26 protein-coding genes are annotated in these 25,363 nt (G+C 69.3%); 13 read left to right on the top strand and 13 right to left on the bottom strand.

The window, feature by feature from the left end:
* The first annotated feature begins 80 nt into the window (after positions 1 to 80).
* From ACWDV4_RS12895 to ACWDV4_RS12865, 7 genes are read left to right on the top strand one after another with little or no spacing between them, the layout of a single operon-like run.
* Positions 81 to 1,661: an ABC transporter substrate-binding protein gene (locus ACWDV4_RS12895; RefSeq protein ID WP_449977637.1), complete on the top strand. Its 1,581-nt coding sequence runs from the start codon at positions 81 to 83 to the stop codon at positions 1,659 to 1,661.
* A complete protein-coding gene (locus tag ACWDV4_RS12890) occupies positions 1,658 to 2,638 on the top strand; it encodes an ABC transporter permease (RefSeq protein WP_449977635.1) in 981 nt (326 codons plus the stop codon). The genes ACWDV4_RS12895 and ACWDV4_RS12890 overlap by 4 nt, the downstream gene beginning before the upstream one ends.
* Positions 2,635 to 3,519 (top strand): ABC transporter permease, encoded by an 885-nt coding sequence (locus ACWDV4_RS12885; RefSeq protein WP_449977632.1) that lies wholly within the window; start codon positions 2,635 to 2,637, stop codon positions 3,517 to 3,519. Before ACWDV4_RS12890 ends, ACWDV4_RS12885 begins: the two co-directional genes overlap by 4 nt.
* Positions 3,516 to 4,520, top strand: coding sequence for an ABC transporter ATP-binding protein (locus ACWDV4_RS12880; protein ID WP_449977630.1), 1,005 nt, complete (start codon positions 3,516 to 3,518; stop codon positions 4,518 to 4,520). The genes ACWDV4_RS12885 and ACWDV4_RS12880 overlap by 4 nt, the downstream gene beginning before the upstream one ends.
* 1 nt (position 4,521) lies before the next feature.
* Positions 4,522 to 5,238 (top strand): ABC transporter ATP-binding protein, encoded by a 717-nt coding sequence (locus ACWDV4_RS12875; protein WP_449977628.1) that lies wholly within the window; start codon positions 4,522 to 4,524, stop codon positions 5,236 to 5,238.
* Positions 5,239 to 5,297: 59 nt separating this feature from the next.
* Positions 5,298 to 6,020 (top strand): TetR/AcrR family transcriptional regulator, encoded by a 723-nt coding sequence (locus ACWDV4_RS12870; RefSeq protein WP_449977626.1) that lies wholly within the window; start codon positions 5,298 to 5,300, stop codon positions 6,018 to 6,020.
* Positions 6,020 to 8,218: an MMPL family transporter gene (locus ACWDV4_RS12865; protein ID WP_449977623.1), complete on the top strand. Its 2,199-nt coding sequence runs from the start codon at positions 6,020 to 6,022 to the stop codon at positions 8,216 to 8,218. The genes ACWDV4_RS12870 and ACWDV4_RS12865 overlap by 1 nt, the downstream gene beginning before the upstream one ends.
* Before the next feature lie 55 nt (positions 8,219 to 8,273).
* On the opposite strand, the gene ACWDV4_RS12860 is transcribed toward ACWDV4_RS12865, so the two are convergent.
* A complete protein-coding gene (locus ACWDV4_RS12860) occupies positions 8,274 to 9,071 on the bottom strand; it encodes a response regulator (RefSeq protein ID WP_449977620.1) in 798 nt (265 codons plus the stop codon).
* The gene (locus ACWDV4_RS12855; protein WP_449977617.1) at positions 9,068 to 10,195 is read right to left on the bottom strand and encodes a sensor histidine kinase; all 1,128 of its coding nucleotides are present in this window, start codon (positions 10,193 to 10,195) and stop codon (positions 9,068 to 9,070) included. Before ACWDV4_RS12855 ends, ACWDV4_RS12860 begins: the two co-directional genes overlap by 4 nt.
* Before the next feature lie 165 nt (positions 10,196 to 10,360).
* On the opposite strand from ACWDV4_RS12855, the gene ACWDV4_RS12850 reads away from it, so the two are divergent.
* The 3 genes from ACWDV4_RS12850 to ACWDV4_RS12840 all read left to right on the top strand — a co-directional run bounded on the left by ACWDV4_RS12850 (position 10,361) and on the right by ACWDV4_RS12840 (position 13,015).
* Complete coding sequence (locus ACWDV4_RS12850) at positions 10,361 to 11,299, top strand: ABC transporter ATP-binding protein (protein WP_449977614.1); 939 nt, start codon at positions 10,361 to 10,363, stop codon at positions 11,297 to 11,299.
* Complete coding sequence (locus tag ACWDV4_RS12845; protein WP_449977612.1) at positions 11,296 to 12,090, top strand: ABC transporter permease; 795 nt, start codon at positions 11,296 to 11,298, stop codon at positions 12,088 to 12,090. The genes ACWDV4_RS12850 and ACWDV4_RS12845 overlap by 4 nt, the downstream gene beginning before the upstream one ends.
* Before the next feature lie 85 nt (positions 12,091 to 12,175).
* A complete protein-coding gene (locus ACWDV4_RS12840; RefSeq protein WP_449977609.1) occupies positions 12,176 to 13,015 on the top strand; it encodes an alpha/beta hydrolase in 840 nt (279 codons plus the stop codon).
* A gap of 109 nt (positions 13,016 to 13,124) precedes the next feature.
* On the opposite strand, the gene ACWDV4_RS12835 is transcribed toward ACWDV4_RS12840, so the two are convergent.
* The 9 genes from ACWDV4_RS12835 to ACWDV4_RS12795 all read right to left on the bottom strand — a co-directional run bounded on the left by ACWDV4_RS12835 (position 13,125) and on the right by ACWDV4_RS12795 (position 21,374).
* Positions 13,125 to 13,568 (bottom strand): DNA-binding protein, encoded by a 444-nt coding sequence (locus ACWDV4_RS12835; protein WP_449977606.1) that lies wholly within the window; start codon positions 13,566 to 13,568, stop codon positions 13,125 to 13,127.
* 110 nt (positions 13,569 to 13,678) lie between these two features.
* Positions 13,679 to 14,515, bottom strand: coding sequence for an SDR family oxidoreductase (locus ACWDV4_RS12830; RefSeq protein WP_449977603.1), 837 nt, complete (start codon positions 14,513 to 14,515; stop codon positions 13,679 to 13,681).
* A complete protein-coding gene (locus ACWDV4_RS12825; protein ID WP_449977601.1) occupies positions 14,499 to 15,788 on the bottom strand; it encodes an NAD(P)/FAD-dependent oxidoreductase in 1,290 nt (429 codons plus the stop codon). Before ACWDV4_RS12825 ends, ACWDV4_RS12830 begins: the two co-directional genes overlap by 17 nt.
* Complete coding sequence (locus ACWDV4_RS12820; protein WP_449977599.1) at positions 15,785 to 15,982, bottom strand: ferredoxin; 198 nt, start codon at positions 15,980 to 15,982, stop codon at positions 15,785 to 15,787. The genes ACWDV4_RS12825 and ACWDV4_RS12820 overlap by 4 nt, the downstream gene beginning before the upstream one ends.
* Before the next feature lie 14 nt (positions 15,983 to 15,996).
* Positions 15,997 to 17,220, bottom strand: coding sequence for a cytochrome P450 (locus ACWDV4_RS12815; protein ID WP_449977597.1), 1,224 nt, complete (start codon positions 17,218 to 17,220; stop codon positions 15,997 to 15,999).
* Between the two features lie 140 nt (positions 17,221 to 17,360).
* On the bottom strand, positions 17,361 to 18,050 hold the full coding sequence (locus ACWDV4_RS12810) for a response regulator transcription factor (protein ID WP_449977595.1): 690 nt from the start codon (positions 18,048 to 18,050) through the stop codon (positions 17,361 to 17,363).
* Positions 18,051 to 18,187: 137 nt separating this feature from the next.
* Entirely contained in the window at positions 18,188 to 19,468 is a 1,281-nt protein-coding gene (locus ACWDV4_RS12805) for a cytochrome P450 (RefSeq protein ID WP_449977592.1), read from the bottom strand.
* Between the two features lie 140 nt (positions 19,469 to 19,608).
* Complete coding sequence (locus tag ACWDV4_RS12800; protein WP_449977589.1) at positions 19,609 to 20,271, bottom strand: TetR/AcrR family transcriptional regulator; 663 nt, start codon at positions 20,269 to 20,271, stop codon at positions 19,609 to 19,611.
* Positions 20,272 to 20,381: 110 nt separating this feature from the next.
* Positions 20,382 to 21,374 (bottom strand): asparaginase, encoded by a 993-nt coding sequence (locus ACWDV4_RS12795; protein ID WP_449977586.1) that lies wholly within the window; start codon positions 21,372 to 21,374, stop codon positions 20,382 to 20,384.
* 72 nt (positions 21,375 to 21,446) lie between these two features.
* On the opposite strand from ACWDV4_RS12795, the gene ACWDV4_RS12790 reads away from it, so the two are divergent.
* The gene (locus tag ACWDV4_RS12790; protein ID WP_449977583.1) at positions 21,447 to 21,755 is read left to right on the top strand and encodes a YciI family protein; all 309 of its coding nucleotides are present in this window, start codon (positions 21,447 to 21,449) and stop codon (positions 21,753 to 21,755) included.
* Between the two features lie 30 nt (positions 21,756 to 21,785).
* On the opposite strand, the gene ACWDV4_RS12785 is transcribed toward ACWDV4_RS12790, so the two are convergent.
* On the bottom strand, positions 21,786 to 22,349 hold the full coding sequence (locus tag ACWDV4_RS12785; RefSeq protein WP_449977580.1) for an Lrp/AsnC family transcriptional regulator: 564 nt from the start codon (positions 22,347 to 22,349) through the stop codon (positions 21,786 to 21,788).
* A gap of 87 nt (positions 22,350 to 22,436) precedes the next feature.
* Here ACWDV4_RS12785 and ACWDV4_RS12780 point away from each other — a divergent pair, with 87 nt between their 5' ends.
* Positions 22,437 to 23,609: a trans-sulfuration enzyme family protein gene (locus ACWDV4_RS12780; protein WP_449977578.1), complete on the top strand. Its 1,173-nt coding sequence runs from the start codon at positions 22,437 to 22,439 to the stop codon at positions 23,607 to 23,609.
* Positions 23,610 to 23,733: 124 nt separating this feature from the next.
* On the opposite strand, the gene ACWDV4_RS12775 is transcribed toward ACWDV4_RS12780, so the two are convergent.
* Positions 23,734 to 24,219: a carboxymuconolactone decarboxylase family protein gene (locus ACWDV4_RS12775; RefSeq protein WP_449977575.1), complete on the bottom strand. Its 486-nt coding sequence runs from the start codon at positions 24,217 to 24,219 to the stop codon at positions 23,734 to 23,736.
* Between the two features lie 182 nt (positions 24,220 to 24,401).
* On the opposite strand from ACWDV4_RS12775, the gene ACWDV4_RS12770 reads away from it, so the two are divergent.
* The gene (locus tag ACWDV4_RS12770; RefSeq protein ID WP_449977572.1) at positions 24,402 to 25,331 is read left to right on the top strand and encodes an RNA polymerase sigma-70 factor; all 930 of its coding nucleotides are present in this window, start codon (positions 24,402 to 24,404) and stop codon (positions 25,329 to 25,331) included.
* Positions 25,332 to 25,363: the final 32 nt, after the last annotated feature.

The following is a 25,363-nucleotide window of genomic DNA, read 5'->3' as shown; positions in this document are numbered from 1 at the left end:
CGGGCTACTACGGGCTTTACCGGCGCATCGTGGCCACGTAGCTTGTTGCTAGTTATTCGCAATAGCAGAGGAGCTGCGGTATGCGGCGGGCGTTGGTGAGGATCGGTGCGGCGGCCCTGGTGGGTGTGTTGCTGGCTGGGTGTGGCAGCAACCCCGAGAGCGGCACGAGATCGACGGACTCGATCGTCCTCGGGGTGCAGTCCGAGCCGGACACGCTCAACCCCGTCCTTGGCTACGCCGTCGATGGGGCCAGCAAGATCTACGACGGGCTGGTCGCGTACGACGACAAGCTGGAGCTGGTGCCCGCGCTGGCCGAGAAGCTGCCGCAGGTCAGCCCGAATGGCCTCACCGTCACGTTCACGCTCCGCTCCGGAGTGACCTTCCACGACGGCACGCCGCTCACCGCCGACGACGTGGTCTTCACCTACCAGGCGGTGCTTGACGAGAAGACCGACTCGACGCTGCGTCCGGCCTATGCCGCGATCAACGAGGTCACCGCGCCCGACCAACAGACCGTGGTGTTCAACCTGAAGTACCCGTACGCGCCGTTCGTGAAGCGGACCACGCTGGGCATCGTGCCGGCGAAGGCGCTGACCGGACAGGACGTCAACACCGCCGCCTTCAACCAGCGGCCGATCGGCACCGGGCCGTACAAGGTCGAGTCCTGGACGGCGGGGGAGAAGTTGGTGTTGGTCGCCAACGAGTCGTACTGGGGTGGCGCACCGGCGATCAAGCGGGTGACCATGGCCTTCGTTGCCGACGACAACGTACGGGCCGCCCGGTTGCGCAACGGTGAACTGGACGGTGCGGTGCTGCCGGCGAAGATCGCCGACGGGCTGGGCCAGTTGGCCGGCCACCGCCGATGGGACAACCCCACCTCCGACTACCGGATGATCTCGATGCCGATGAACCATCCGGTCACCGGCGACGTGGCCATCCGTAAGGCCGTCGACCTGGCCGTCGACCGGGACGCCATGGTGCGGACGCTGCTCAACGGGCAGGGCAAGCCGGCGTTCGGCCTGATCTCCCCCGACGCCGGGCAGTGGTTCGAGTCATCCCAGACCCGACCCGGTACGGCGGATGTAGCGGCGGCCACCCGGGTCCTGGACGGGGCCGGCTGGACAGTCGGCGGGGACGGCATCCGCACCAAGGACGGGCAGCGCGCCGCCTTCACCCTGATGTACCCAGCCAGCGACAGCCTGCGTAAGGACCTGGCCACCGCAGCCGCCTCCGATGCCCGCAAGGTCGGCATCGACGTGGAACTGGTCGGGTTGGACTGGACCGCCATCGACCCCCGACTCGGCAAGGACGCCGTACTCTTCGGCGGCGGAACGCCGTACGACCCGGACTTCGACCTGTACGACTCGCTGTACTCCGAGCTCGGCGGTAAGGGCTACGCCAACCCCGGCCGGTACGACAACCCGGCCGTGGACGAGCTGCTCGACCGGGCCCGGGCCACTGCGGACACGAACGAGCGGGTAAGCCTCTACCACGAGGTCCAGCGCAAGGTCGCCGCCGACGTACCCAACGTCGGGCTGGTCTTCCTGCGCCACACCTTCATCGTGCGGGACGCCTGGACCGGGCAACTCCAGCGGACCGAGCCGCACGACCACGGTTTCAACGGCATCTGGTGGAACCTTGAGGACTGGACGCCACGGTGACCACAGCGATCGCCCGTACCGTCGGGTTGCGCCTGGCCGCCGCCGTACCGCTGCTCGTGCTGGTGTCGTTCGGCCTCTTCCTGATCGGTAAGGCGTCCCCGTTCGACCCGGTGTTGCAGTACGTGGGGGACGCCGGTGCCGCCCGGGTCACCACCGAGGATCTTGACCGGATGCGGGCCAACTGGGGCCTGGACCGGCCGCTGCTGGTGCAGTACTGGGAGTGGGTGACCAACCTGCTCTCCGGAGACCTCGGCAACGCCCGCAGCATGGGTGGCCGCCCGGTCGGCGAACTCATCGGCGAGCGGCTCGGCTGGACCGTGCTGCTCACCACCGTTGGCCTGGTCGGCGCGATGCTGATCAGCATCCCGCTCGGTACGCTGGCCGCCCGCCGTCCGGGTGGCCTGGTCGACCGGGCGGTCACCTGGACCGGGTACGTCCTGGAGGCGATCCCCACCTTCTGGCTGGCGTTGGCCGCGATCGCGGTCTTCGCCCTGACCCTGGGGGCGCTGCCCAGCGGCGGGTTGACCGACGCCGGCGCCAGCACGGTTCAGGCCGGGGACGTGGCCCGGCATCTGGTGCTGCCTGCCTCGGTGCTGGCAATCTCCCAGTCGCCGTGGTTCATCCTCTACGTCCGGGAAACCGTCACGCACACCTTGGCCGAGGACTTCGTGACCGGGGCCCGCGCCCGGGGACTGCCGGAACGGATGGTGCTGGTCCGGCATGCGCTGCGCTCCGGCCTGCTGCCGTTGATCACCCTCGCCGGGGCGCGCATCCCGGAACTCATCACTGGAGTGACCCTGGTGGAAGCCGTCTTCTCCTGGCCGGGCGTGGCCGGAGCCACCGTACAGGCCGCGCTGGCTGTGGACTTTCCGCTGCTGGCCGCGCTCACCCTGCTGGCCACGATCACCGTGCTGCTCGGCAACCTCGCCGCCGACGTGGGCTACACGCTGGCCGACCCCCGGGTACGGCTGCGATGAGCGAACTCGTCTGGCGCCCGGCGGGGCGTACCCGGATCGGCAGCCCCACCACCGGCCGACGCCGCCGGATCGGGGTCTGGACCGCGTTGGCGGTGCTGGCCCTGCTGGTCGGCGTGGCGCTGCTCGCCCCGCTGCTCTTTCCGGGCGACCAGCGCTTGGTCGACCTGGACGCGGCCAGTCAGGCACCCTCCGGCGAGCACCCGTTGGGCACCGACAAGCTGGGTCGGGACCTGCTCGTCCGGTCGCTGTACGGGCTGCGCGTCTCGCTCACCGTCGGAGTGGTCGCGGCGGCGGTCGCCACCGTCATCGGTGGGCTGGTCGGGCTGATCGCCGGGGTGGCCGGCGGTTGGGTCGACTGGCTGCTGATGCGGCTGGTGGACGGCTTCGGGTCGCTGCCGCACCTGCTGCTCGGCATTTTCATCGTCGCCATGTTCGCCCCCGGGGTCGGCGCGGTGATCGTCTCCATCGGGGTGACCCACTGGCTGACCACCGCCCGGATCGTGCGCGCGGAGGTGCTGTCCCTGCGCTCGCGGACCTTCATCGACGCGGCCATCTCCGGTGGGGCGACCCGGTGGCGGATCCTGGTACGGCACCTGCTGCCGGCGGTGGTCCCGCAGTTGGGGCTGGCCGCCGTGCTGATGGTGCCGCATGCGGTGTGGCACGAATCCTCGTTGAGTTTCCTCGGCCTCGGGTTGCCGCCGCACCTCGCCTCGCTGGGCAACATGATCAATGACGGGCGGGGGGAACTGTTCGCGGGAGCGTGGTGGCCCAGCCTGGTGCCCGGCCTGTTCATCATCGTGCCGACCCTGGCCATCGCCGTCTTCTCCGGCTGGTGGCGGGACCGGCTCAACCCCCGCCGCCGTACGGAGTTGCAACTGTGAGCGCCGCTGCCGAGAACCGCACCCGTGCGCCGAAGTCGCCCGACCGGGCCGACCACAGCGACCGGGCCGACCACAGCCTGCGGGTCGATCGGCTGTCGGTGCGGTTCCGGCTGCCCGACGCCACCGTCAGCGCGGTCACCGACGCCACGTTCACCCTGGGCGCGGGGGAGTGTCTGGCGCTGGTCGGAGAGAGCGGCTGCGGCAAGTCCGTACTCGCCTCGGCGTTGCTCGGCCTGCTGCCCGGCAACGCGGAGATCCGGGGCCGGGCCCTGCTCGACGATCTTGACCTGCTCAGCTGTGGCGAGCGGGTGCTCGCCAGCCGGATCCGGGGTCACCGGATCGGACTGGTGCCGCAGAGTCCGGCCGCGCACCTCACGCCGGTGCGTACCGTCGGATCGCAACTGCGGGAGGCGACCTCGGTGCTGGGCACCGCCGGCCGGGATGCCCGGGCCGCCGCCCGCCGCTACGCCGGTCGGGCCCGGCTTGGTGAGCAGCACCTCGACCGCTATCCGCACCAGCTCTCCGGTGGGTTGGCCCAGCGGGCGGCCACCGCGTTGGCGCTGGCCGGCGATCCGTGGCTGCTGCTGGCCGACGAGCCCACCACCGGACTGGACCGCCCGCTGGTCGAGGCGACCATGGACGAGTTGGCCCGGCTGCGCGACGCCGGTCACGCCATTCTGCTGATCACCCATGATCTGACCGCCGCACGGCAGGTCGCCGACCGGGTGGCGGTGATGTACGCCAGCCGGATCGTGGAGACCGCACCTACCGCTGAGTTGTTCGATCAGCCCCGGCACCCGTACACCGCCGCGTTGCTGGACGCCCTGCCCGAGCGGGCGTTCCGGCCGTTGCCCGGGTTTCCGCCCGAGCTGACCCGGCTGCCGACCGGCTGCGCCTTCGCTGCCCGCTGCCCCCGGCCCGACCAGTACTGTGCGGACCAGCCGCCGCTGGTGACCGTTGACGGCGGCGAGGTCGCCTGCCACCACCCGCGAGGAGCCTGAGATGACCGAGTCCGCACCTGTGCCTGGTGGCCGGGGGTTGACCGCGCGTCAGGTCACCGTCCGGTACGGCCGGAACACCGTCCTCGACCGGGTCGACTTCACCCTGCCGGCGGGCGTTACCACCGGTCTGGCCGGGCCCAGTGGTTGCGGCAAGTCCACCCTCGGCCTGGTCCTGGCCATGCTGCGCCGTCCTGCCACCGGGACGCTCACCATCGACGGCGATTCGGTGCCTGGCTGGCGACACCGGGCCCCCCGGGCGATGCGTACCCGGGTCGCCATCGTCTTCCAGCAGCCCCGGTTGGCCGTTGACCCTCGGCTCCGGCTGCGGGACATCATCCTCGAACCGCTGCGGGCCACCGGTCGGGGCCGGGACGCCGACGGCGCGTTGTCGGCCCTGGCCGATCCGGTCGGGCTTACCCCGGAGTTGCTCGGCCGCCGCCCGCACGAGGTCTCCGATGGGCAGCTCCAGCGGGCCTGCCTGGCCCGGGCACTGGCCCTACGGCCGAGCTATCTCATCTGCGACGAGATGACCACCATGCTCGACGCGAGCACCCAGGCGCACCTCGTACACACGGTCGAGGAGTATCGCCGGGAGAGCGGTGCGGGTGTGCTCGCGATCAGCCACGATCAGGTTTTGCTCGACCGCTGGGCCACCCAGACCCTCAGTTGGGACGCCGTCGCCGCCGCGTCGTGGCTGGTCGGCGCGGGCCTAGTGTGACCGGGCACTCCTTAGAAAGCTGGTTCGATACGCAGATGTACTGAGTACACTCGTGCATCGTGAGTCGAGACGTGGCATCGGTCGACGGCCCCGAGCCGTACAAACGTCGCCGCGAGGTGACGGTCGAACGCCTGCTGGACGCGGCCCTGAGCACCTTCGCCGAGCTGGGCTTCCAGGCAGCCCGGGTGGAGGACATCTGTAGCCGGGGCGGGTTCACCCGAGGGGCGTTCTACTCCAGCTTCCGTACCAAGGACGAGCTTCTCGCCGCGCTCTTCGAGCGGGAGATGACCGCCCGGATGGCGCTACTGGAAGAGCAACTCACCGGGGTGGAGGAGGAGGACGACCCGGTCGCGGCGGCCGTCGAACGCGGCCTGGCGACCTACCGGCAGGACCGGGCCTGGGCTGTCGTCTACATGGAGTACGCCCTGCACGCCAGCCGGCATCCGGAAGCCGTAGCCGCGTTACGTCGCCACATGCGCCGGGTAATCGACCGCCTCACCAGTTTGATCGAGAACGTCGTGCAGCGGACCGGGGTCAGTTTGACCATCCCGGCCGCCCAGCTCGCCCGGACCGTGATCGCGATGATGGACGGCCTCGCGTTGCAGGAGATCTCCACCGAAGGCAACGGAGAGGTCGCCGGACTGCACCGTCCCGCACTGCTGCTCATGCTTCGGGCCGTCACCTCCGCGCCACCTGCACCGCCAGCACCACTGGCACCACCTGCACCGCCAGCTGCACTGGCACCACCAGCACCACCGCACAACGCCGAAGGGCTTTCTTGATGGCTTCCCTGCTCTACCGACTCGGTCGCGCCTGCTTCCGCCGACGCGGCATCGTGGTCGGCGCCTGGACGTTGATCCTGGCCGCCGTGATCGGACTCTTTGTCACCTTCGGCGGCGAGTTCGACGACCAGTTCACCATCCCGGGTTCCGAGTCCCAGCAGGCGCTCGACGAACTCCGGGAGATCTCCCCGGCGGCCGCTGGCGCGAACGCGCAACTGGTCTTCGTCGCGCCGGAAGGGACGACGATCACCGACCCCCGGTACGTCGCCGCGATCAATCAGACGCTGACCGAGGCGCAGCAGGCGCCCCAGGTCGGGCTGGTCGTCGACCCGTTCGCCGGGAAGGTGATCAGCCCGGACGGTCGGGCCGCGCTCGCCGCCGTGCAGTACGACGTACCCACCGCCGACCTGGCGGAGGGCACCCTCGACGCGCTCGAGGACACCGTCGCCCCGGCCCGGGCCGCCGGCCTCGAAGTGCAGGTGGGCGGTGACGCGTTCACCACCACCGGGGTACGGATCGGTCCTACCGAATTCATCGGAGTCGCCGTGGCGGTGGTCGTACTGATGATCACCTTCGGGTCGCTGCTGGCCGCCGGGATGAACCTGCTGACCGCGATCGTCGGTATCGGTGTCGGCCTCGGTGGCCTGCTCGCCTTCTCCGGCACCATCACGCTCTCCTCCACCGCGCCCACCCTGGCGCTGATGATCGGCCTGGCCGTAGGCATCGACTACGCGCTGTTCATCCTGTCCCGGCACCGGTCCCTGCTGGCCACCGGCACCAGCCCGGAGGAGTCGGCCGGACGGGCCGCCGGCACCGCCGGTTCCGCTGTCGTCTTCGCCGGCCTGACCGTGATCATCGCGCTGGTCGGGCTCTCCGTCGTACGGATTCCGTTCCTGACCGTGATGGGACTCGGCGCCGCCGGCACCGTGCTGGTGGCGGTCCTGGTCGCGCTGACCCTACTGCCCGCCCTGATGGGCTTCGTCGGTGCCCGCCTGGCACCCAAGCCCGGCTCCCGCGCCTACCGGCGGGAACAGGCCCTGGCCGAACACGCCGACACCCCGGCCCGCACCGGTGGTGCCCGCTGGGCGGCGTTCGTCACCCGACGCCCGCTGATCACCATCGTGGTGACCGTGCTCGGGCTGCTGACCCTGGCCGTGCCGGCGCTGCAACTGCGCCTGGCCCTGCCCGACAACGGCACCGCCGCGCCGGAAACCACCCAGCGCCAGGCGTACGACCTGGTCAGCGAGCACTTCGGGCCTGGGTTCAACGGCCCGCTGCTGGTCCTGGCCACCGGCTTGGAGCCGGCCACCGTCGAGCAGACCGCCGAACAGTTGGCCGTCGCCATCGGCGGCACCCCGACCGCCACGCCAGGTCAGTTCACCGGCGGGGTCGACAACGTCGCGTACGCCGTACCGAAGCCGCTGCCCGGGGGCACCGCCGCGGTCATCCAGGTGGTGCCGGAAACCGGACCCGAGGACGAGCAGACCAGCGAACTCGTCACCGACCTCCGTGACCGGGCCGACGAGTTGGGGCAGCAGAGCGGTAGCCAGATCTCGGTCACCGGGCACACCGCCGTGGCGATCGACGTCTCCGATCGGCTGGCCGGGGCACTGCTGCCGTTCGCGCTGATCGTCGTCGGTCTTGCGTTGCTGCTGCTCCTGCTGGTCTTCCGGTCGATCCTGGTGCCGATCAAGGCTGCGGTCGGGTTCCTGTTGTCGGTGGCCGCCTCGTTCGGTGCCGTCGTCGCGGTCTTCCAGTGGGGCTGGCTCAAGGACCTGTTCGGCGTCTCGGTCACCGGGCCGGTGATCAGCTTCATGCCGATCATCCTGATGGCGGTGCTCTTCGGACTGGCCATGGACTACGAGGTCTTCCTGGTCTCCCGGATGCGGGAGGAGTACGTGCACACCGGCCGCCCCCGCGAATCCGTGGTGGTCGGAGCCCAGCACGCCTCCCGGGTGGTCGTAGCCGCCGCACTGATCATGTTCTCGGTCTTCGCCAGCTTCGTCACCGTCGACGACGTAATCGTCAAGGCGATCGCCTTCGGCCTCGCCACCGGCGTGCTGCTCGACGCGTTCGTCGTACGGATGACCCTGGTGCCGGCCGTACTTGCCCTGCTCGGCAGGTCGTCCTGGTGGCTGCCCCGCTGGCTGGACCGGCTTCTGCCCGACCTGGACATCGAAGGCGCCCGCCTCAAGTGAAAGGAAGGGCCCCTTCCTATCGTTTTCTGTATAGGAAGGGGCCCTTCCTAACACCTCAGCGCGGGGGGCTGTCCGTTCCGCGTCGCGATGGATCGAGCAGGCCGAGATGCAGCGCGCGCAGTACGGCGCGCGTGCGGTCCCGTACCCCGAGTTTCATCAGCAGGTGGGAGACGTGGTTCTTCACAGTGCCCTCGGCCAGGTGCAGCGCGGCGGCGATCTCCCGGTTGCTGTAGCCGCCCGCCAGCAGCCGCAGGATCTCCCGCTCCCGGGCGGTGATCGACTGCGGTGGCGGTAGGTCGTCGATGAGGTTCGGCGCGGGTAGCTCCGGTACGGCCCGAAGCAGCCGATCGGTCAACGCCGGCTGCACCAGGCTGCCACCGGCGGCCAGAGTGCGTACCGCCCCGACGAGTTGTTCGAGGGTGACGTCCTTGAGTAGGTAGCCCCGGGCGCCCGCGCGCAGCGCCCGCAACACCAGTTCGTCGTCGTCGAACGTGGTCAGCACCAGGGTCGGGACCTCGATGTGCCGTTCGCGTAGGGCGGTCAGGGTGGCGATGCCGTCGCGTCGGGGCATCCGCAGGTCGAGCAGGACGACGTCGGGGCGTACCTGGGGGATGATTTCAAGAGCGTCGTCACCGTCGGCCGCCTCGCCGACCACCACCACGTCCGGCGACAACTCCAGCAGGTGCCGGATGCCCTGCCGGACCAGGGTCTGGTCATCGACGATGCAGACCCGGATCGCCGCATCGGCGACCGGGGCCGTGTTTCCGTTCCCGCTGTCCGCGACGAGGGCCGCGTTTCCGTTCCTGCTGTCGGCGACGAGGGCCGCGTTCTCGTCCATGCTGTCGGCGGTCATGGCGTCGGCATTTCGGCGACGACGTGGAATCCGTGCTGCGAGGTGAAGGAGACCGAGCCACCCAGCTGCTGGACCCGTTCCCGCAGCCCGGTCAGCCCGTGGCCGAGTCGCAGCACCGGCGCGCCCTGCCCATCGTCCCGAGTGCACAGGACGATCCGCCCCTCGTCGGTACGGACGATCTCGATCCACAGGTTCGTGGCGTCGGCGTGCCGGATGGTGTTGGTGACGATCTCCTGTACGCAGCGGATCAGCGTACGGGTGCGGTCCTCGTCCACTTCGATGCTCTCGTCGACTTGGAGGTGCACCTGGGGGCGGGGCAGGTCGGCGGTGATCGCGGTGATCGCGGCGTGCAGTTCCGGGGGGCGGTTACGCAGTTCGCCGACCGCGACCCGGACGTCGGCCAGCAGGTCCTTGGCCAGCCCACGGGCCCGGACCACGTGCTCGCGGGCCTGGGTGCCCTCGCGATGGGTGGCGACCTCCAACTCCAGCACCAGGGCGGTGAGCTGGTGGCCGACGAGGTCATGCAGCTCTCGGGCGATTCGTAGCCGCTCCCCGGACCGGCTCGACTCGGCGAGCAGGGCGGTGGCGGCGCGGAGCTGGACGTTCGCCGCGGCCAGTTCGGTGCGGGCGGCAGTCTCCCGGCGCAGGCCCATGACGGACAGCGCCCCGCAGGTCTGCAACACCGAGTAGATGATGAAGAGCAGGAGGACCCCGAACAGGTCGTTGCCATCGAGCCAGCCGGTGGTCGCCACGACGGTGCTCTGCACTCCGATCAGGATTGCGATGCCGCGCCCGGAGAGAAGGTAGGTGGCTGCGGCGGCGTTGAAGACCAGCAGGATGGGGGTCCATCCGGCGGACCCCGAGACCAGGACGGTGGCGCTCCCAAGTATGGCCTGCCCGACCAGGACCCGCTGACTGGTCAGCCACTTGGCGCTCGGCGGGATGAACCAGCTACCGAAGAACGCGGCAAGGAAACCGAGGTAGCAGCACCACCAGAGCCAGACCGGGCCGGCGATGGCATCCCCGGCTCCGAAGATCTGGTCGATCAGCACGGGCAGCCCGATCATCAGGCATGCGGCTACGACGCCGACGCCCGTCCACCGTTCCAGACTCTGATCGCTCATCAAGATCCCCAAGACGACTCTACGTTCCGAGCCAGCCGGCCGGCCCGTGCCGGAAGTCATGGTTGCCGGCGATGACCGATGGCACGCGACCAGCGGCGCAGATCTCCCTAACGTCCACTGTGCCGGTGACAACGCGTCAGCGGTAGTTGAGGCAGGGGGTACGTCGTGGCCGTCATCGAGGTCGAAGGGCTGCGTAAGCGATACGGGACGACAGTGGCTGTCGATGATGTCAGCTTCACCGTCGAGCGGGGCGAGATTTTCGGCATCCTCGGTCCCAACGGCGCGGGTAAGACCACCACGGTCGAATGCCTGATCGGACTCCGTACCCCGGATGCCGGGCGGATCAGCGTGCTCGGTCTGGATCCGCGCCGGGACCGCAACCGCCTACGGCAGCTCGTGGGGGTGCAGTTGCAGCAGGGGATGCTGCCCGAGAAGCTTCGGGTGGGCGAGGCGGTGAAGCTCTACCGCTCGTTCTACAGCGAGGGGACCGACCCGAACCGGCTGCTGACCGACCTGGGCCTCGACGGCAAGCGGCGGACCGCGTTCGGCGACCTTTCCGGTGGCCAACAGCAGCGGCTGGCGATCGCCCTGGCCCTGGTCGGTAAGCCCCTGATCGCGGTCCTGGACGAACTCACCACCGGCTTGGACCCGAGGGCGCGACGCGACACCTGGCAGCTCATCGAGGAGATCCGCGAGTCCGGGGTGACCGTACTGCTCGTCACGCACCTGATGGAGGAGGCGGAACGGCTCTGCGACCGGATCGCGGTCATCGATCGGGGTCGGCTCGTCGCCCTGGACACCCCGGCTGGCCTGATCGCCCACGCGCCGGTCGACCAGCAGCTCACGTTCCGAGCGGCCCAGCCGTTCGACCACGCCGTACTGGCCGCATTGCCCGAGGTGACGCGGGTGGTCGCCGATGGTGCGGAAGTCATGGTCACCGGCACCGGAAACCTGCTGTACGCGGTGACCTCCGCGTTGATCAATGTCGGCGTGGTTGTTACCGAGACCCGCCTGCGACAGGCACAGCTCGACGATGCCTTCCTTGCCCTGACCGGCCGGGCGCTGGGCCCGACTGACGACTCCACTCTGGAGGACAAGCGATGAGTGAGATCTCCGCGGCCGTCTCGGCGCGGGCCGTACCGCGTCGACTCGGGCGACACGCCTGGGCGCAGATGGTGCTCACCGAGGCCCGGCTCACCTGGCGGGACACGGCCGGCCTGGTCGTGCCGTTCGGGCTGCCCGTCCTGCTCATGGTGATGAACGGTCTTGGCTCGGACGGTGCCGGGGTGCCCCAGTTCGGCGGGCTGCCGGCACTGGACGCCTACGTCGTACCAATGGTGTTGGTGATGGTCGTGGCGATGCTGGGCATGGTCAACATGCCGTCGTTCCTGGCGGCGTACCGGACCTACGGGGTGTTGCGACGGCTCGCGGTGACCCCTGCTCGACCGTGGATGGTCCTCGCCGCCCAGTTGGTGGTCAGCCTCGCCCAGGCCGTGGCGGGCATCATCTTCGCCCTGGTGGTGGCCCGGCTCATGTTCGACATCGTGCCGCCCCGCAACCTTGCCGGCGCGCTCGGCACGCTCGCCCTTACCACCGCCGCGATGTACGCGATCGGCCTGCTGATCTCGGCGATCGCGCCCACTGTCAACGCGGCCGTCGCCATCGGCCTGACGTCCTTCTTCGCGGTGATGGCGCTGGGTGGTGGCTTCGGCCCTCGGCAGAACCTGCCGGGATGGCTGGCCGAGATCGGCGGATATCTGCCCTTCGGTGCCGCACTGGACGCGATCAGCAGATCGTGGTCTGGCGGTGCGCCCAGCGTTGGGCAGATCGTGGTGCTGGCCGGGGTCACCCTGGCCGCCAGTGCCGCAGCCGCCCGGTTCTTCCGCTGGAAGTAGGCGCTGCCCCAGTTGAGTGATCGTGACCACCTGCCATACGGGTGGGGGTACGGGTGTGGCGGAGTGGCGTTGCGATCATGGCTGGATGACTGCTCCCACCTTCGTCTTCGTTCCCGGCGCCGGCAGCAACTCGTTCACCTGGGCACCCATGCAGCGGGAGTTGGCCCTACGCGGACATCGTTCGCTCGCCGTCGACCTGCCCGGGCACGGGTTCGGCGCCACGTTCCCGGCGGCGTACCAGGCACCGCAGGACCTCGCCGGCCTGGCGAGCGCGCCGAGCGCGATTGCCGGCATCGGTCACGCGGACAACGTGGCGCACGTCTTGGACGTGGTGAAGCGGGTACGCGAACACGGACCGGTGATCCTGGTCGGGCACAGCCGGGGTGGGTTCACTGTGACCGGGGTCGGTAATGCCGCCCCAGAGCTGGTGGATCGGCTGGTCTACATCTCGGCGTGGTGCTGCGTCAACGAGCCCCCGGCCGGTTACCAGAAATCGGCGGAGAACGCGTCGAGCGCGTTGGCCAATGTCGGTGGCCTGATCGCCGCGAATCCGATGGAACTCGGTGCGTTGCGCTTCAACTGGCGTACCGCCGACCCTGAACTGCTCGCCACGCTTCGGGAGGCCATCCTGGCCGACGGTACCGACGACGAGTTCTACGGATATCTGAACACCTTGGAGCCGGACGAGAGCCTGGACGTCGGGGAGGAGCAGGCCAACGCCGAGACCTGGGGCCGGATTCCCCGCACCTATATCCGCCTCACCGCCGATCGGTCGATGCCGATCGCGCTCCAGGACCGGTTCATCGCCGATGCGGACGCGCTGACGCCGGACAACCGGTTCGACGTCCGGTCGCTCGACGTCAGCCACGCCAGTGTGCTGGTCCACCCGGGCGAGACGGCGGCTCTGCTCGCCTCGCTGGTCTAGCTCCAACGGCCCTACTCGGCTTGTTCGGCTAGCTCCAACGACCCTGCTCGTCTCGGGCTAGCTCCAACGGCCCTGCTCGCCTCGCTAATTGTTGCGGTGAGCAGGGCCGTTAACTGTCGGTAGCGCCTGACCGGGTTCGCTCGGTCAGGCGCTCGTAGCGCTGCCGTGCCGCCTGGGCGGTGCCGAGGCCGAGGCCGAAGGCGATGGCCTGCCAGGTGAGTCCGCGACTGCGGGCCAGGTCGAGCAGGCCGACCTCGAGCGCGTCGAGGTCGGCCCGAACCCGTGGGACCAGGGTCAGCGCGGCGATCAGGTCCGTTTCGTCCAGTGGTGCTTCGTCCGGCTCCGGCAGGGCGGCTCCGGCCGCGAGTGATGTCACCAGGCTGACCGCCTCGTACGGGTCGAGGACGCTCTGGTGGCTCCATCTGCGCCGCTGACTCTCCGTTGCGGCGTGCCGCTCGGTGATGCGGTGAAGTGCGGCGAAGTCACGGTGCGCGCGGGCGCGGCTGGCGTCCGGCGGGGCGAAGGGGTCATCCGTCTGCGAGGCATCGGTCATGGTGCGAGCACAGCACTTCGACGAAGCGTTGTCAACCGAACGTTGCAAACAACTTGTTTAAAGTGGGGGTGATGGATCCCTCGGCTGCGCCAAGACGCGCAACACACCTGTTATTCGGGGCGATGCCAGCGGATCCACGCCGCCTGTCCGCCATCGACCAGGATGTCGGTGCCGGTGACGTACCGGGATTCGGGACCGGTGAGGAACGCGACCGCGTCGGCGATCTCCCCTGGCGTTCCGGTCCGGCCAGCGCCGCAGGCATCCAGCATGGCCATCATGTGCGTTCCGGAGGGGGATTCGGCCTCGGCCTTGGACATGGCGGTGGAGATGACACCCGGGCTGACCGTGTTGATCCGCGCGCCTCGCCGGTTCCAGGCGAGCGCCGCAGCCTGCACCCGTACGTGGTTGCCGCGCTTGGCGAGGATGTAGGCGGCCATCGGGTCGTCGCCGACTGTGGTGACGACGTCGAGCCCAAGCAGCGCCTCGGTAGGTGCCGTCGCGAGTGCCACCTCGTCCGCTCGGCTGACCTGCGCATAGTGGCCAGCCATGCTGGAGACGCAGACCAGCGACGCTCCCCGTGCTGCCACCGGCCCGAACGCGTCGATCACATGAGCGGTGCCGAGCAGATCGACCTGGAGGATCTGCTGGGCGGTCGAGGTCGCCGCGGAGACCCCGGCGGTGTGTACCACTGCGGTCACCCGACCGGCCTCGGCGGCGATCACCGCGAGCTTTTCGACCGCCGCGTGGTCGGCGACGTCGGTGACCACGCCGGTGGCGGCGTACCCCTCGGCGCGTAGCGACGTGACCGCCAGGTCGAGTGCCGCAGGCGAGTAGTCGGCCAGAATCAGGTGGCGTCCGCTGCCGATGCGCCGGGCGACCGCCAGGCCCATGCCACCCGCACCCGTCACCACGACCACGTCGGGTCGCTCGTCATCGTGCCGGTTCACCACTCAACTCCGTTTCTGCCGATTGCACGTTCGAGGGGAGAGCGCCGGCCAAGTGGACCTTCGAGAGGACAGCTTCGGCCGGGTGCGCGTTCAAAGGGACTGCTTCGACCCGGGCAACGGCGTCGGACCAGGTGACGCCGGTGGCGATGGCCTGCCGCCAGGGTCGGATGGCCTTCGGGGGCATGCCGACCGCGAGAACCCCGGCGAGGCGGTCGCCGAAGCGGTAGGCGGCAACGAACTTTCGCTGGTCGAGGTCGCCATCGACGATCTGGACCGCGTCGTGCCCGCGTAGGTAGCCGTAGGCGTGGATCTTCATGTCGTACTGGTCGGACCAGAAGTAGGGCACCGGTGCGAACGGCTTGCGGGCCTGCGGGTGCAGCAGGTTCCGGGCGGCGGCCATGCCCTGCTCGGCGGCGTTGGTGCGGTGCTCGATGCGCATCGAGACCCCGAACAGTGGGTTGTGCCAGCGGGCCACGTCGCCGGCACCGTAGACGTACGGTGCGGCGGCGCTGTACTCGTCGCAGACGAGGCCGTCGGCCAGTTCCAGCCCGCTGCCTTCGAGCCATTCGGTGTTGGGCTGCGATCCGATGGCCACCAGCACCTCGTCGGCCTCGATGAGCTCACCGTCCGTGAGGTGGACGCCGTTGTTGCCGACTGCGGACACGGTGACACCGGTGCGCAGCTCGACGCCATGTTCGAGGTGCGCGGAGGAGAGCACCCTGCCGATGTCGGTACCGACCGCGTGGGCCAGGGGCACCGGTGCCGGTTCGAGGAGGGTCACCCGGCAGCCGAGACCGCGGGCCACGGCGGCGGCCTCCGCGCCGAGGAAGCCAGCACCGACCACGACCAGGTGCCGACCCGGGCGCAGCCGCTGCCGCAGGGCAAGGGCATCACCAAGGGTACGCAGCACGTGGGCACCACCCTGGCCGGGTAGCCGGCGGGGCCGGACCCCGGTGGCGACGATGAGCCCGTCGTACGCGACCGCCTCGTCGTCGGCGAGCTGCACCACCCGGGTGACGAGGTCCAGGCCGGTGGCGGTGGCGCCGAGCCGCAGATCCAGGTCGAGCGCGGTGAGCTGCGCTGCGGTCCGCAGGGCGAGTCGGTCCGCTTCCCAGGTGGAGGCGAGGATCTGCTTGGAGAGCGGCGGGCGATCGTACGGGGCGTCGAGCTCGGCGCCGATCAGCGTGAGCGAGCCGTCGTAGCCCTCCCGACGCAGGGTTTCGGCGGCCGCAAGACCGGCCGCCGAGGCCCCGACAACGACGACTCGTCTCACTGTTCGACCAGGAGGATGGCTGCCGCCGGACACACGGCGGCAGCCTCCCGCACCGCGTCGTGCTGGTCTGCCGACGGTTCGACGTCGAGGATCACCGCGACGCCGTCCTCGTCGCGCTGGTCGAAGACGTCCGGGGCGACCATGGCGCACTGGCCGGCCGCGACACACTTGGGTTCGTCGAGTTCCACACGCATCTTGTTCCTCCTTGTCACCAGGTGATCGGCAGGGACCGCAGGCCGTACGCGACGCCCTCGAAGTTGAACGGCGCTTCGTCGGCGGGGATCGCCAGTCGCAGGGTGGGTATCCGGCGCAGCAGCGTGGGAAAGGCAACCTGTAGCTCGACCCGGGCCAGGGACTGGCCAAGGCACTGGTGGGCGCCGTAGCCGAAGGCGTGGTGCTGGCGGGCGGGCCGGGTCAGGTCCAACCGGTCGGGGTCGGGGAACTCCTCGGCGTCCCAGTTGGCGGCGGACAGGTCGAAGATGATGCCGTCGCCGGCTCGGATGAGCTGACCGCCGTACTCGAAGTCCTCGTTGGCGATGCGGCGGATGCCGCTGTGCACGATGGTCAGGTAACGCAACAGCTCCTCGACCGAGTTCGCCACCAGCTTCGGGTCGTCGCTGTCGCGTAGCAGCGCAAGCTGGTCCGGATTCTGCAGCAGGGCGAGGGTGCCGAGGGAGAGCATGTTGGCGGTGGTCTCGTGGCCGGCGATGAGGATCGCAACGCCCATGAATACGGCCTCGGTGTGCGTCATCTCGCCGGCCTCGATGCGGGCCGCCATCTCCGAGAGCACGTCGTCGGCGCGGTCGGTCATCTTCTTCTTCAGCAGGTCGTCGAGGTAGCCGAAGAGAGCCTGACTGGCCTGCATGGCCTCCAGCGCCGGCACGTCATGGCTGACCGTCTTGTTGCTGTTCTCCTGGAAGAACTTGTGGTCGCGGTACGGCACGCCGAGCAGCTCGCTGATCACCAGCGTCGGTACGGGAAGGCCGAGCGCGGTGACCAGGTCTACGGGGTTCGGGCCGGCGAGCATGGTGTCGATCAGCTCGTCGACGATCTGCTGGATACGCGGGCGCAGGGCTTCGATCCGCTTGACCATGAACGGGCCGTTGACCATCCGGCGCAATCGGGTGTGCTCTGGGGCGTCGGTGTTGGTGATCAGCGGCGGGGTGACCTTGGCGGTTTCGGCCCGGCCACGGGTCATGTGCGGATAGCCGGGGCGTTTCTCGTCGATGCTGATCCGTGGGTCGCCGAGCAGGGCGCGCTGGTCGGCGTGGCGGGTGATGAACCACGGGGTGCTGCCGTCCCAGATCCGTACCTTCGCGACAGGCTGCTCAGCGGTCATCGTCCGTACGGTCTCCGCCGGAGCGAAGGGACACACCGCGCCTCGTGCCATCGGATAGTCGGGGGCGGGAGCGGCTGTCGTGGTGTCAACCATGGGTCTCCTTGGTTGTTCATAGCGGCTTCCGATGGTGGCCGGAAGCGTCGGACTAGACGGCAAAGCAGATGAACCCATGCAAACAGAGCGACCTGACGCGGCGCGGACACCAACCTGACAGGACGCTGACGTGGTCCAGGTCACTGTCGATGGTCGCTCGGGTGCCCGAGCCAGTACCCGAATCCCCGTCGGGTGTGGATCAGCGGGGGATTGTCATGGTCGACCTTCTGTCGCAACCGCGAGATCAACCTCTCGATCGCGTTGTCGCCACGGGCCTCGCCCCAGAGTTGCCGGGCGATCTGCTCCTTGGAGAGCACCTGTTCGGCGTGTAGCAGCAGCTGGCGGAGCAGGCGGAACTCCGCCGACGTGAGATCGAGCGCCCGCTGCCCACGCCAGGCGCGGCAGACCGCATCGTCCATCAGGAGGTCGTCGTAGCAGAGCAGGCTGGCCTGTCGGGTGGCGTCCCGGTCGCGCAGGAGCACGTGCGCTCGGGCCAGTACTTCGGTGACCCGGCATGGCTTGGTGACGTAGTCCTCCACCCCGAAACCCAGCTCGGGCACCAGCCGGTCCAGGATTTCGCAAGGCGCCAGGCAGAGGATGGGCGGACGGTCGGTGGGCGGCAGACGCCGTCCCCGAGCCAGCTGGTCCAGATCCTGGATGCCCACGTCCACGATCACCAGATCGAAGCGGCGGATGCCCAGTAGCGTCAGCCCGCCGGAGCCGGTGGCGGTCGAGGCGACCGCATAACCGGCCAGCTCCAGAGGTTTCGCCACCGACTCCAGCAGGTCGGGGTCGGGTACTACCGCCAGGACGTCGCGCCCACGCGCCATGACGGGATGTGCTGTCACTGTGCTGCTGCTGCTGTGCATGCAGAAACCCTTCGCTCCGCAGCGATGCCGGACTGCCGTCGACCGCCTGCGGCTGTTCCCATACCTGGGGTGGAACGCGAACAGCCGCAGGACTGGTGTCACCAGCGCACGGGCAGTTCCGCCAAGCCACCGACGATCAGGCCTTCCCGGCGACGCAGTTCCTCCGGCGCGACCGCGAGTGCGAGCCCGGGTAGCCGGTCGAGCAGTACACCCAGTACGGTCTGTAGCTCCACCCGGGCCAACGCCTGCCCGAGGCAGGAGTGCGGGCCGACCCCGAAGGCGAGGTGCGCATTGGGCGTCCGGTCGAGCACCATGTCGTCGGCTTCGGTGAAGGCCCGCTGGTCGCGGTTGGCAGCGGCGAGGTTCGTGATGACCGTCGTGCCCGCCTGGATCGTCTGGTCGGCGACCTCGACGTCTTCGGAGATGTAGCGGGGGATGCCGAACCCGGGATTGGCATCGAAGCGCAACGCCTCTTCCACGGTGGACGCGATGAGGGACCGGTCGGCGAGGAGCCGTTCCCAGCGGCGGGGCCGGTCGGCCAGCAGCATTGCCACCATCTTGCCGATCATGTTCGCGGTCGTCTCGTGGCCGGCTACCAGCAGACCCTGCCCGGTCGCGACCAGCTCCGCCTCGGTCAATCGGCCGTCCTGGGAGTCGACCACCGCGGCGAGGTCGCTGAGGAGGTCATCGCCCGGTGTCTGCCGTTTCGTCCGGACGTGGTCGGCCATGAACGTCTGGAACTCGGCGGCGGCCGCGTCCATCTCGCGCTGGTCGTAGCGGGTCAGGTTGAGCATGGTGTCGGACCAGTAGGAGAACTTGTCGCGGTGCTCCGGGGGGACGCCCAGCAGTTCGCAGATGACGAACACCGGCAGCGGGAACCCGAGGAACGCGTTGAGATTCGCCGGAGCGCCGGCGGTGAGCATGTCGTCCACCAGGTCGTGCGCGATCCGGTCGATTCGCGGCTGCAACGCCATGACCCGTTTGACGGTGAAGGAGCGGCTCATCAACCGCCGCCAGCGGCTGTGACCGGGGCCGCTGGTCATCGACGCGGCCGCCGCCGGTGGTGGTGGTTCGGGCTCGTTGCCGCGGGACTTCTCGTACGGCGGCGTGTTGTTGAAGACGCCGCCGTTGTCCGAGCTGGCGATCCGGGCGGCCCCGGGCTTGTCGAGGCTGTGGGTGAAGCGGGGGTCCGACAGCAGGGCCCGGACGTCCGCGTAACGGGTCAGTAGCAACGCCTCGTCGCCACTGGCCATTCGGATTCGGGAGACCGGGCAGCTGCTGCGCAGCTCGTCCCACTCCGGGGACGGGGCCAGGGCGGATGGGTGGGCGAACGGGTAGTCCGGCACGGTCTGGGTCATCGGCGACTTGTCGGCGGTCATACAACCTCCATTGTGCTCGTCCAGAAACCCAACATAATTCAGTCAGTTGACTTAATCAATGGGGCACAGCGGGTATTCGAGCATTGTTTGCTCAGATGAGGAGTTCGCGACGAACCGGACTATCTTCCGCCCAGCTCAGCTCAGCCCAGCGATGGGCCCTGATCGGCCACCACGGGTGCCGACAGCAGCCCGACGATCGCATCGACCAGGCTCGCCGCCGTGGCCTGCCACGCCGCTTTCGACGTACCGGCCCCGTCATTCAAGGACCGCTCTCGCGCGGCGCACATGTGGATGATGAGCTGACGTGCCATTTCGTTGCGGTCCGCCCGGACCGGCGCCGGCAGGGTGGGCAGCCAGCGGTTGATGCCCTCGATGACCCGCCGTAGCGGTGCCTCGGCGAGGGTGTCCTGAATGACGATGTCGCGCAGCCCCGGATCGGTCATCACCTGGGCTGCGAACTGCGCGTACCAGGTCGGGCCGTCGAGCGCGGCGAGGTGATCGGTGAACGGGCGTACCAGGCAGCCGACCCAGTCCCGCAGCTCCGGACCATCGCCCAGGTCGGCGAGCATCTGCTCGCGCAAGGTCTCGATGTGCGAGCCGTGCTTGCGGACGATGGCCCGGACAAGATTGTCCTTGGAACCGAAGTGGTAGCTGACCGCGGTGTTGTTACCCTGCCGGGCTGCCTCGCCGATCTGCCGACCGGACACCACGGCCACCCCGCGCTCCGCAAAGAGCCGTTCTGCGGCGGCCAGCATCAGCTCGCGCGTCTCCCGCACCTGCTTCGCCCGCTCCACCGTCGCCATGGCCGTACACCGTACCGGCCGCGTCGACCTGCCCCTCCGGCCGAGTCGACCCGCTTTTCCGGCCGTCAGACGGGTTGCACGCCGAGGTCGTGGCGGTCCAGCCGCTGCGGTCAACCGTGCCGGGCGAACGCCTCGGCGATGTCGCTTCGCTGGGCCCCGGCCGCGATCAGCAGCCGGAGCAACACCCGTGCCTTGTACGGGTCGAGCAGCCCGCCGTCGACCAGGCCACGCCGCAACAGGTCCGTCTCCGAACCGACCGCCCCGTAGGTGTGCCGGAGCACGGATCCACTGCCTGTCCGGGAGGTCAACACCACCGGAATGCGCTCGGCGAGCGCGCCGAGCACCGGGGCGAGCGCGGACGGCACATGTCCGACTCCGTAGCCGGCGACGACGAGGCCGTGATGCGTTTCCGCGAGGCCGTCGAGCAGTAGACCGTCGAGCAGTAGACCGTCGTCGTCGAGCGTGACGGTGTAGAGCGCCACCCGCTGGGCGTCCAGGTGTGCTGGCTCGGCCGGGATCGGTTCCCGTCGTACGGGTCGGGACAGGATGCGTACCCGTTCCTCGACGACGTGGCCGATCGGTCCGGCGTTCGGCGAGGCGAAGGTCGCCGTACTGGTGCTGTGGGTCTTGCGTACCCACCGCGCGGCATGGATCTCGTCGTTGAAGACGACCAGCGTTCCCAGGTCCTGGGCCGCTGACGACATAGCGACCCGTACCGCCGCCAGCAGGTTCGCTGGTCCGTCCGGCCCGGCCAGGGTCGGGTTGCGCATCGCCCCGGTGAAGACCAGTGGTGCCGCATGTGACCAGACGAGGTCGGCGAGGAAGGCGGTCTCCTCCAACGTGTCGGTGCCCTGGGTGACGACGACGCCACCAGCGCCGTCGGTCACTGCCCGCGAGGCGGCGGCGACCACGTCGAGCACCTGTCGGAAGGTCAGGTTCGCACTGGGTACGGCGTGTGTGTCCCGTACGTCGAGCGGCACACCCACATCGGCGAGCCCGGGTACGGCCGCGGTGAGTTCGGCACCGGTCAGCCGACTGACCACTCCACCGCTGCTGCCGGTCATCGCGATCGTGCCGCCGAGGGTGAACAGTGCGACGCTCATCTGCTCGGGCCTCCGTCAGGTCGAAGCGGTGCCACCGTGGGCGACTGCTTGACTGTCATCATGCTGCACTTGATGATCTTGTCCTATGTCGGTCCGGAGGAGGTTGCCGAGCCGTTCATCGGCGCGCATGTCGACTACCTCGAGCGCTGGCACGCCGAGGGCGTCTTCCTGGTCTCCGGGCAGACGGTTCCATCGGTGCACGGCGGCGCGATCGTGGCGCGTGGCATCGACCGGCCGGAGGTCGAGCGGATCGCCGCAGCAGATCCCTTTGTCGTGGCCGGTGTGGCGACGTACGCGATCACGACGATCGAGCCCGGGCGGGTCCATCGGAGCCTCGCCGAGTCGCTGGTAGCGACGTCCGAGTCGCAGCTTCGCGGCTGACGAACGGGGTTTCCGGGGAAGGCCCGAAGGTCAGGCCCGGCGACTGTTGCGCGGGCCGGGCGGGGGCAGGACACCCCGCCCGGCCAGCACCTCGAAGACGAGATGGGTCTCCGCCTGGCGTACGGCGGGATGCACGGTGATGTGCTCCAGGACGAGGTCGCGGAGCGCCTCTGGGGAATCGACCGCCACGTGCACCAGATAGTCGTCCGCGCCAGCGATGTGGAACGCGGTGAGGACGCCGGGGATGTCGGTGAGGATGGCGTGGAAGCTGCGGACGTGCTCCCGGTTGTGGCTGCCCAGCCGTACCCGGATCACGGCCTGGAGTGGATAGCCGAGGGCGGGCAGGCTGAGCTGGGCGTGGAAGCCGGCGATGACGCCGCTGTCGCGTAACGCCCGGACCCGGTGGACGCAGGTCGATTCGGCGATTCCCACCCGGGAGGCCAATGCGGTGTTGGTGAGCCGCCCATCGGCCGCCAGTTCGGTGAGGATGGCGAGGTCCGTGTCGTCCAGCCCGACGGTCGGAGCCGGCTGCGGATTCCCGGCCCGGGTAGGTTGCGGATTCCTCGGTTTGGCCACGCGCGGCACCGAACTCACCTCCATGATTCTGCCAATATTGTCGATTCTGCCGAGGAATCTTTCCTCATCATTGCCCTGCGTTGCAGCCTCTTGCACCATCATGCCGTGAGCAGCGCGAATCTTTCATTCGACTCGTTGGCGGTGCACGCCGGTCGGGCGGATCTGTCCGACCTGGGGGTACACGTACCGCCCCTGGATCTCTCCTCGACCAGTCCGCTGCCGGACATCGAGCTGGGCGGTGCGTCGTACGAGTCGATGGCCGGCGGCGGGCACCCGGTCGACGGCGGCGGTCACGTCTACGCCCGACTGTGGAACCCGACAGTGGCCCGGTTCGAGTCGGCCCTGGCCCAGCTGGAGGGCACCGAGGAAGCGGTGGCGTTCTCCTCCGGCATGGCCGCGATGACCGCGACCCTGCTCGCCGCCAAGGCGGAGACCGGCGGGAGTCACGTCGTGGCGGTCCGTCCGCTCTACGGTGGCACGGACCACCTGCTCGCCTCCGGGCTGCTCGGTGCCGAGGTCACGTACTGCACCGCGGCGCAGGTGGCGACCGCGATCCGCCCCGACACCTGCCTGGTGCTGGTGGAGACCCCGGCGAATCCCACCCTGGAGCTGGTGGACATCGGCGCGGTCGTCGAGGCCGCCGCCGGCCGACCGGTACTGGTGGACAACACGTTCGCCACCCCGGTGCTACAGAATCCCGCCGCGCACGGGGCGAGCCTGGTGCTGCACAGCGCCACAAAGTATCTCGGCGGGCACGGTGACGTGGTCGGTGGTGTCGTCGCGGGTAGCGCCGTATGGGCCGCCGCCCTGCGTCGGGTCCGGGCGGTGACCGGGGCATTGCTGCACCCGCTGGCCGGCTATCTGCTGCACCGGGGCCTTACCACGCTGCCCATCCGGGTTCGCGCCCAGCAAAGTTCTGCTGAGAAGCTGGTGGCCTGGTTGCAGAGCCATCCCGCCGTACGTCAGGTCTTCTATCCGGGTGTGCCGGACCGTGACCCGGCGGGTCTGGTCGGCCGGCAGATGCGCGGCTGCGGGGCGATGCTGGCCATCCAACTCGCCGGCGGCTACCCGCACGCCGTGCAGGTCACCAACCGGGTCGAACTGTTCACCCACGCGGTCTCCCTCGGCGGGGTCGACTCGCTGATCCAGCACCCGGCGGCGCTGACCCACCGCCCGGTGGCCGAGTCGGCTCGACCGGGTGCCGACATTCTCCGGCTCTCCATCGGCCTGGAGGACCCCGACGACCTGCGGGCCGACCTGGCCCAGGCGCTCGGCTGACCGGCCCGGCTCCGGGGGTTCGGCTGATCAGCCCGGCTCCGGCGAGGCGTACGCCGATTCCGGCCCGATTCCGGCCCGATTCCGGCCCGGATCCGGTCGGATCCGGGCCGGAACTGCGGGCTGATCAGTTCAAGATGTCGGAGAACTTGCCGGGCTCGTAGGACCCGCCCTTCTGCTGGGCGATCACGGCGAGTCGGTTGGCCGCGTTGATCAGGGCGACCAGACAGATGAGCGTGCCGGTCTGGTCGTCGTCGTAGTGCTTGCGCACCTCGGCCCAGGTCTCGTCGGACACGCCGTGGTGGGCGTCGGCGAGCCGGGTACCTTCCTCAGTGAATGCCAGTGCGGCCCGCTCGGCCTCGGTGAACACGGTGGTCTCGCGCCAGACGGCGACCAGGTTGAGCCGGAGCGCGGTCTCGCCGGCGGCCGTGGCGTCCTTGATGTGGATGTCGACGCACCAACCGCAGCCGTTGATCTGGCTGGCCCGCAGGCTCACCAACTCCTGGGTGGACTTCGGTAGCGTCGACTGCTCCATAACCTGGGAAATGCTGTAGAGCCGCTTGGCGACCTTCACGGCCGTCGGGCTGTCGAACAGGTTGAATCGGGCTTCCATGGCTGCGTCCTCACTCGTGGCGCGGTGTGCTGCTGCACTGGACGAACACAAGATGTCGGCCACCCGATCCTTGTGACAGCGCGCCGATGTGGCCCACGCCACCCTGCCTGGATGTCACAACGGAACGGAGACCGGCGTCTCGTGGGGGAGCACAGTCGAGAGCGAACGAGCGGGAGCCGATCATGGACGAGAGATCAGTGGACACCGCCAAGCCACTCGCCCATGGCGGGCACATGGACCTCGCCACCGAGGTGTTCGTCGCCCATCGCAATCTGCTGTTCACCGTCGCCTACGAGATGCTCGGCTCGGCCGCCGACGCCGAGGACGTCCTCCAGGAAACCTGGTTACGGTGGGCGAACGTCGACCTCGATGCGGTCCGGGACCAGCGCGCCTACCTGGTCCGGATCACCGCTCGCCAGGCGCTGAGCCGGCTGCGTACGCTCGGCCGGCGCAAGGAGTCCTACGTCGGCCCCTGGCTGCCCGAGCCGCTGCTCACCGCGCCCGATGTGGCCGAGGACGTCGAGCTGGCCGACAGCGTCTCGATGGCGATGCTCCTGGTGCTGGAGACGCTGACCCCGACCGAACGGGCGGTCTTCGTGCTGCGCGAGGTGTTCGAGCTGGAGTACGACGAAATCGCCGAAGCCGTCGACAAGAGCCCGGCGGCGGTCCGGCAGATTCTGCATCGGGCACGGGCACACGTCGCCGCCCGCCGACCGCGTGGGGTGGTCTCCACAGCCGAAGCCCACCGCGCACTTGAGGCGTTCCAGCGGGCGGTCGAAACGGGCGACCTGCAGGATCTGCTGAACACTCTCGCGCCGGACGTCGTTCTCCTGGCCGACGGTGGCGGCCTCGTGCAGGCCGTAGTGCGGCCGATTGTCGGAGCCGATCGGGTGGCTCGCCTGCTGTCCAAGGGACTGCCCAAGGTCGCCGGCCGGATGTCGGTCGAGCCGGTGCAGATCAACGGTGGGCCGGCTCTGATCATCCGGCTCGACGGCGAAATCGACGACGTGGTGGCGGTACGGCTCGCCGATGGTTTGGTGAGCGGACTGTATGTCGTGCGCAATCCGGAGAAGCTGTCTCGGATCGAGCGCGAGACCAGCATGACCCGGTGAGTCCGAACGACCTCCTCGACCTTTTTGACCAG

The sequence above is a fragment of the Micromonospora sp. NPDC003197 genome (genome assembly GCF_053590565.1).
This window is presented reverse-complemented; position numbering and strand designations above follow the sequence as displayed.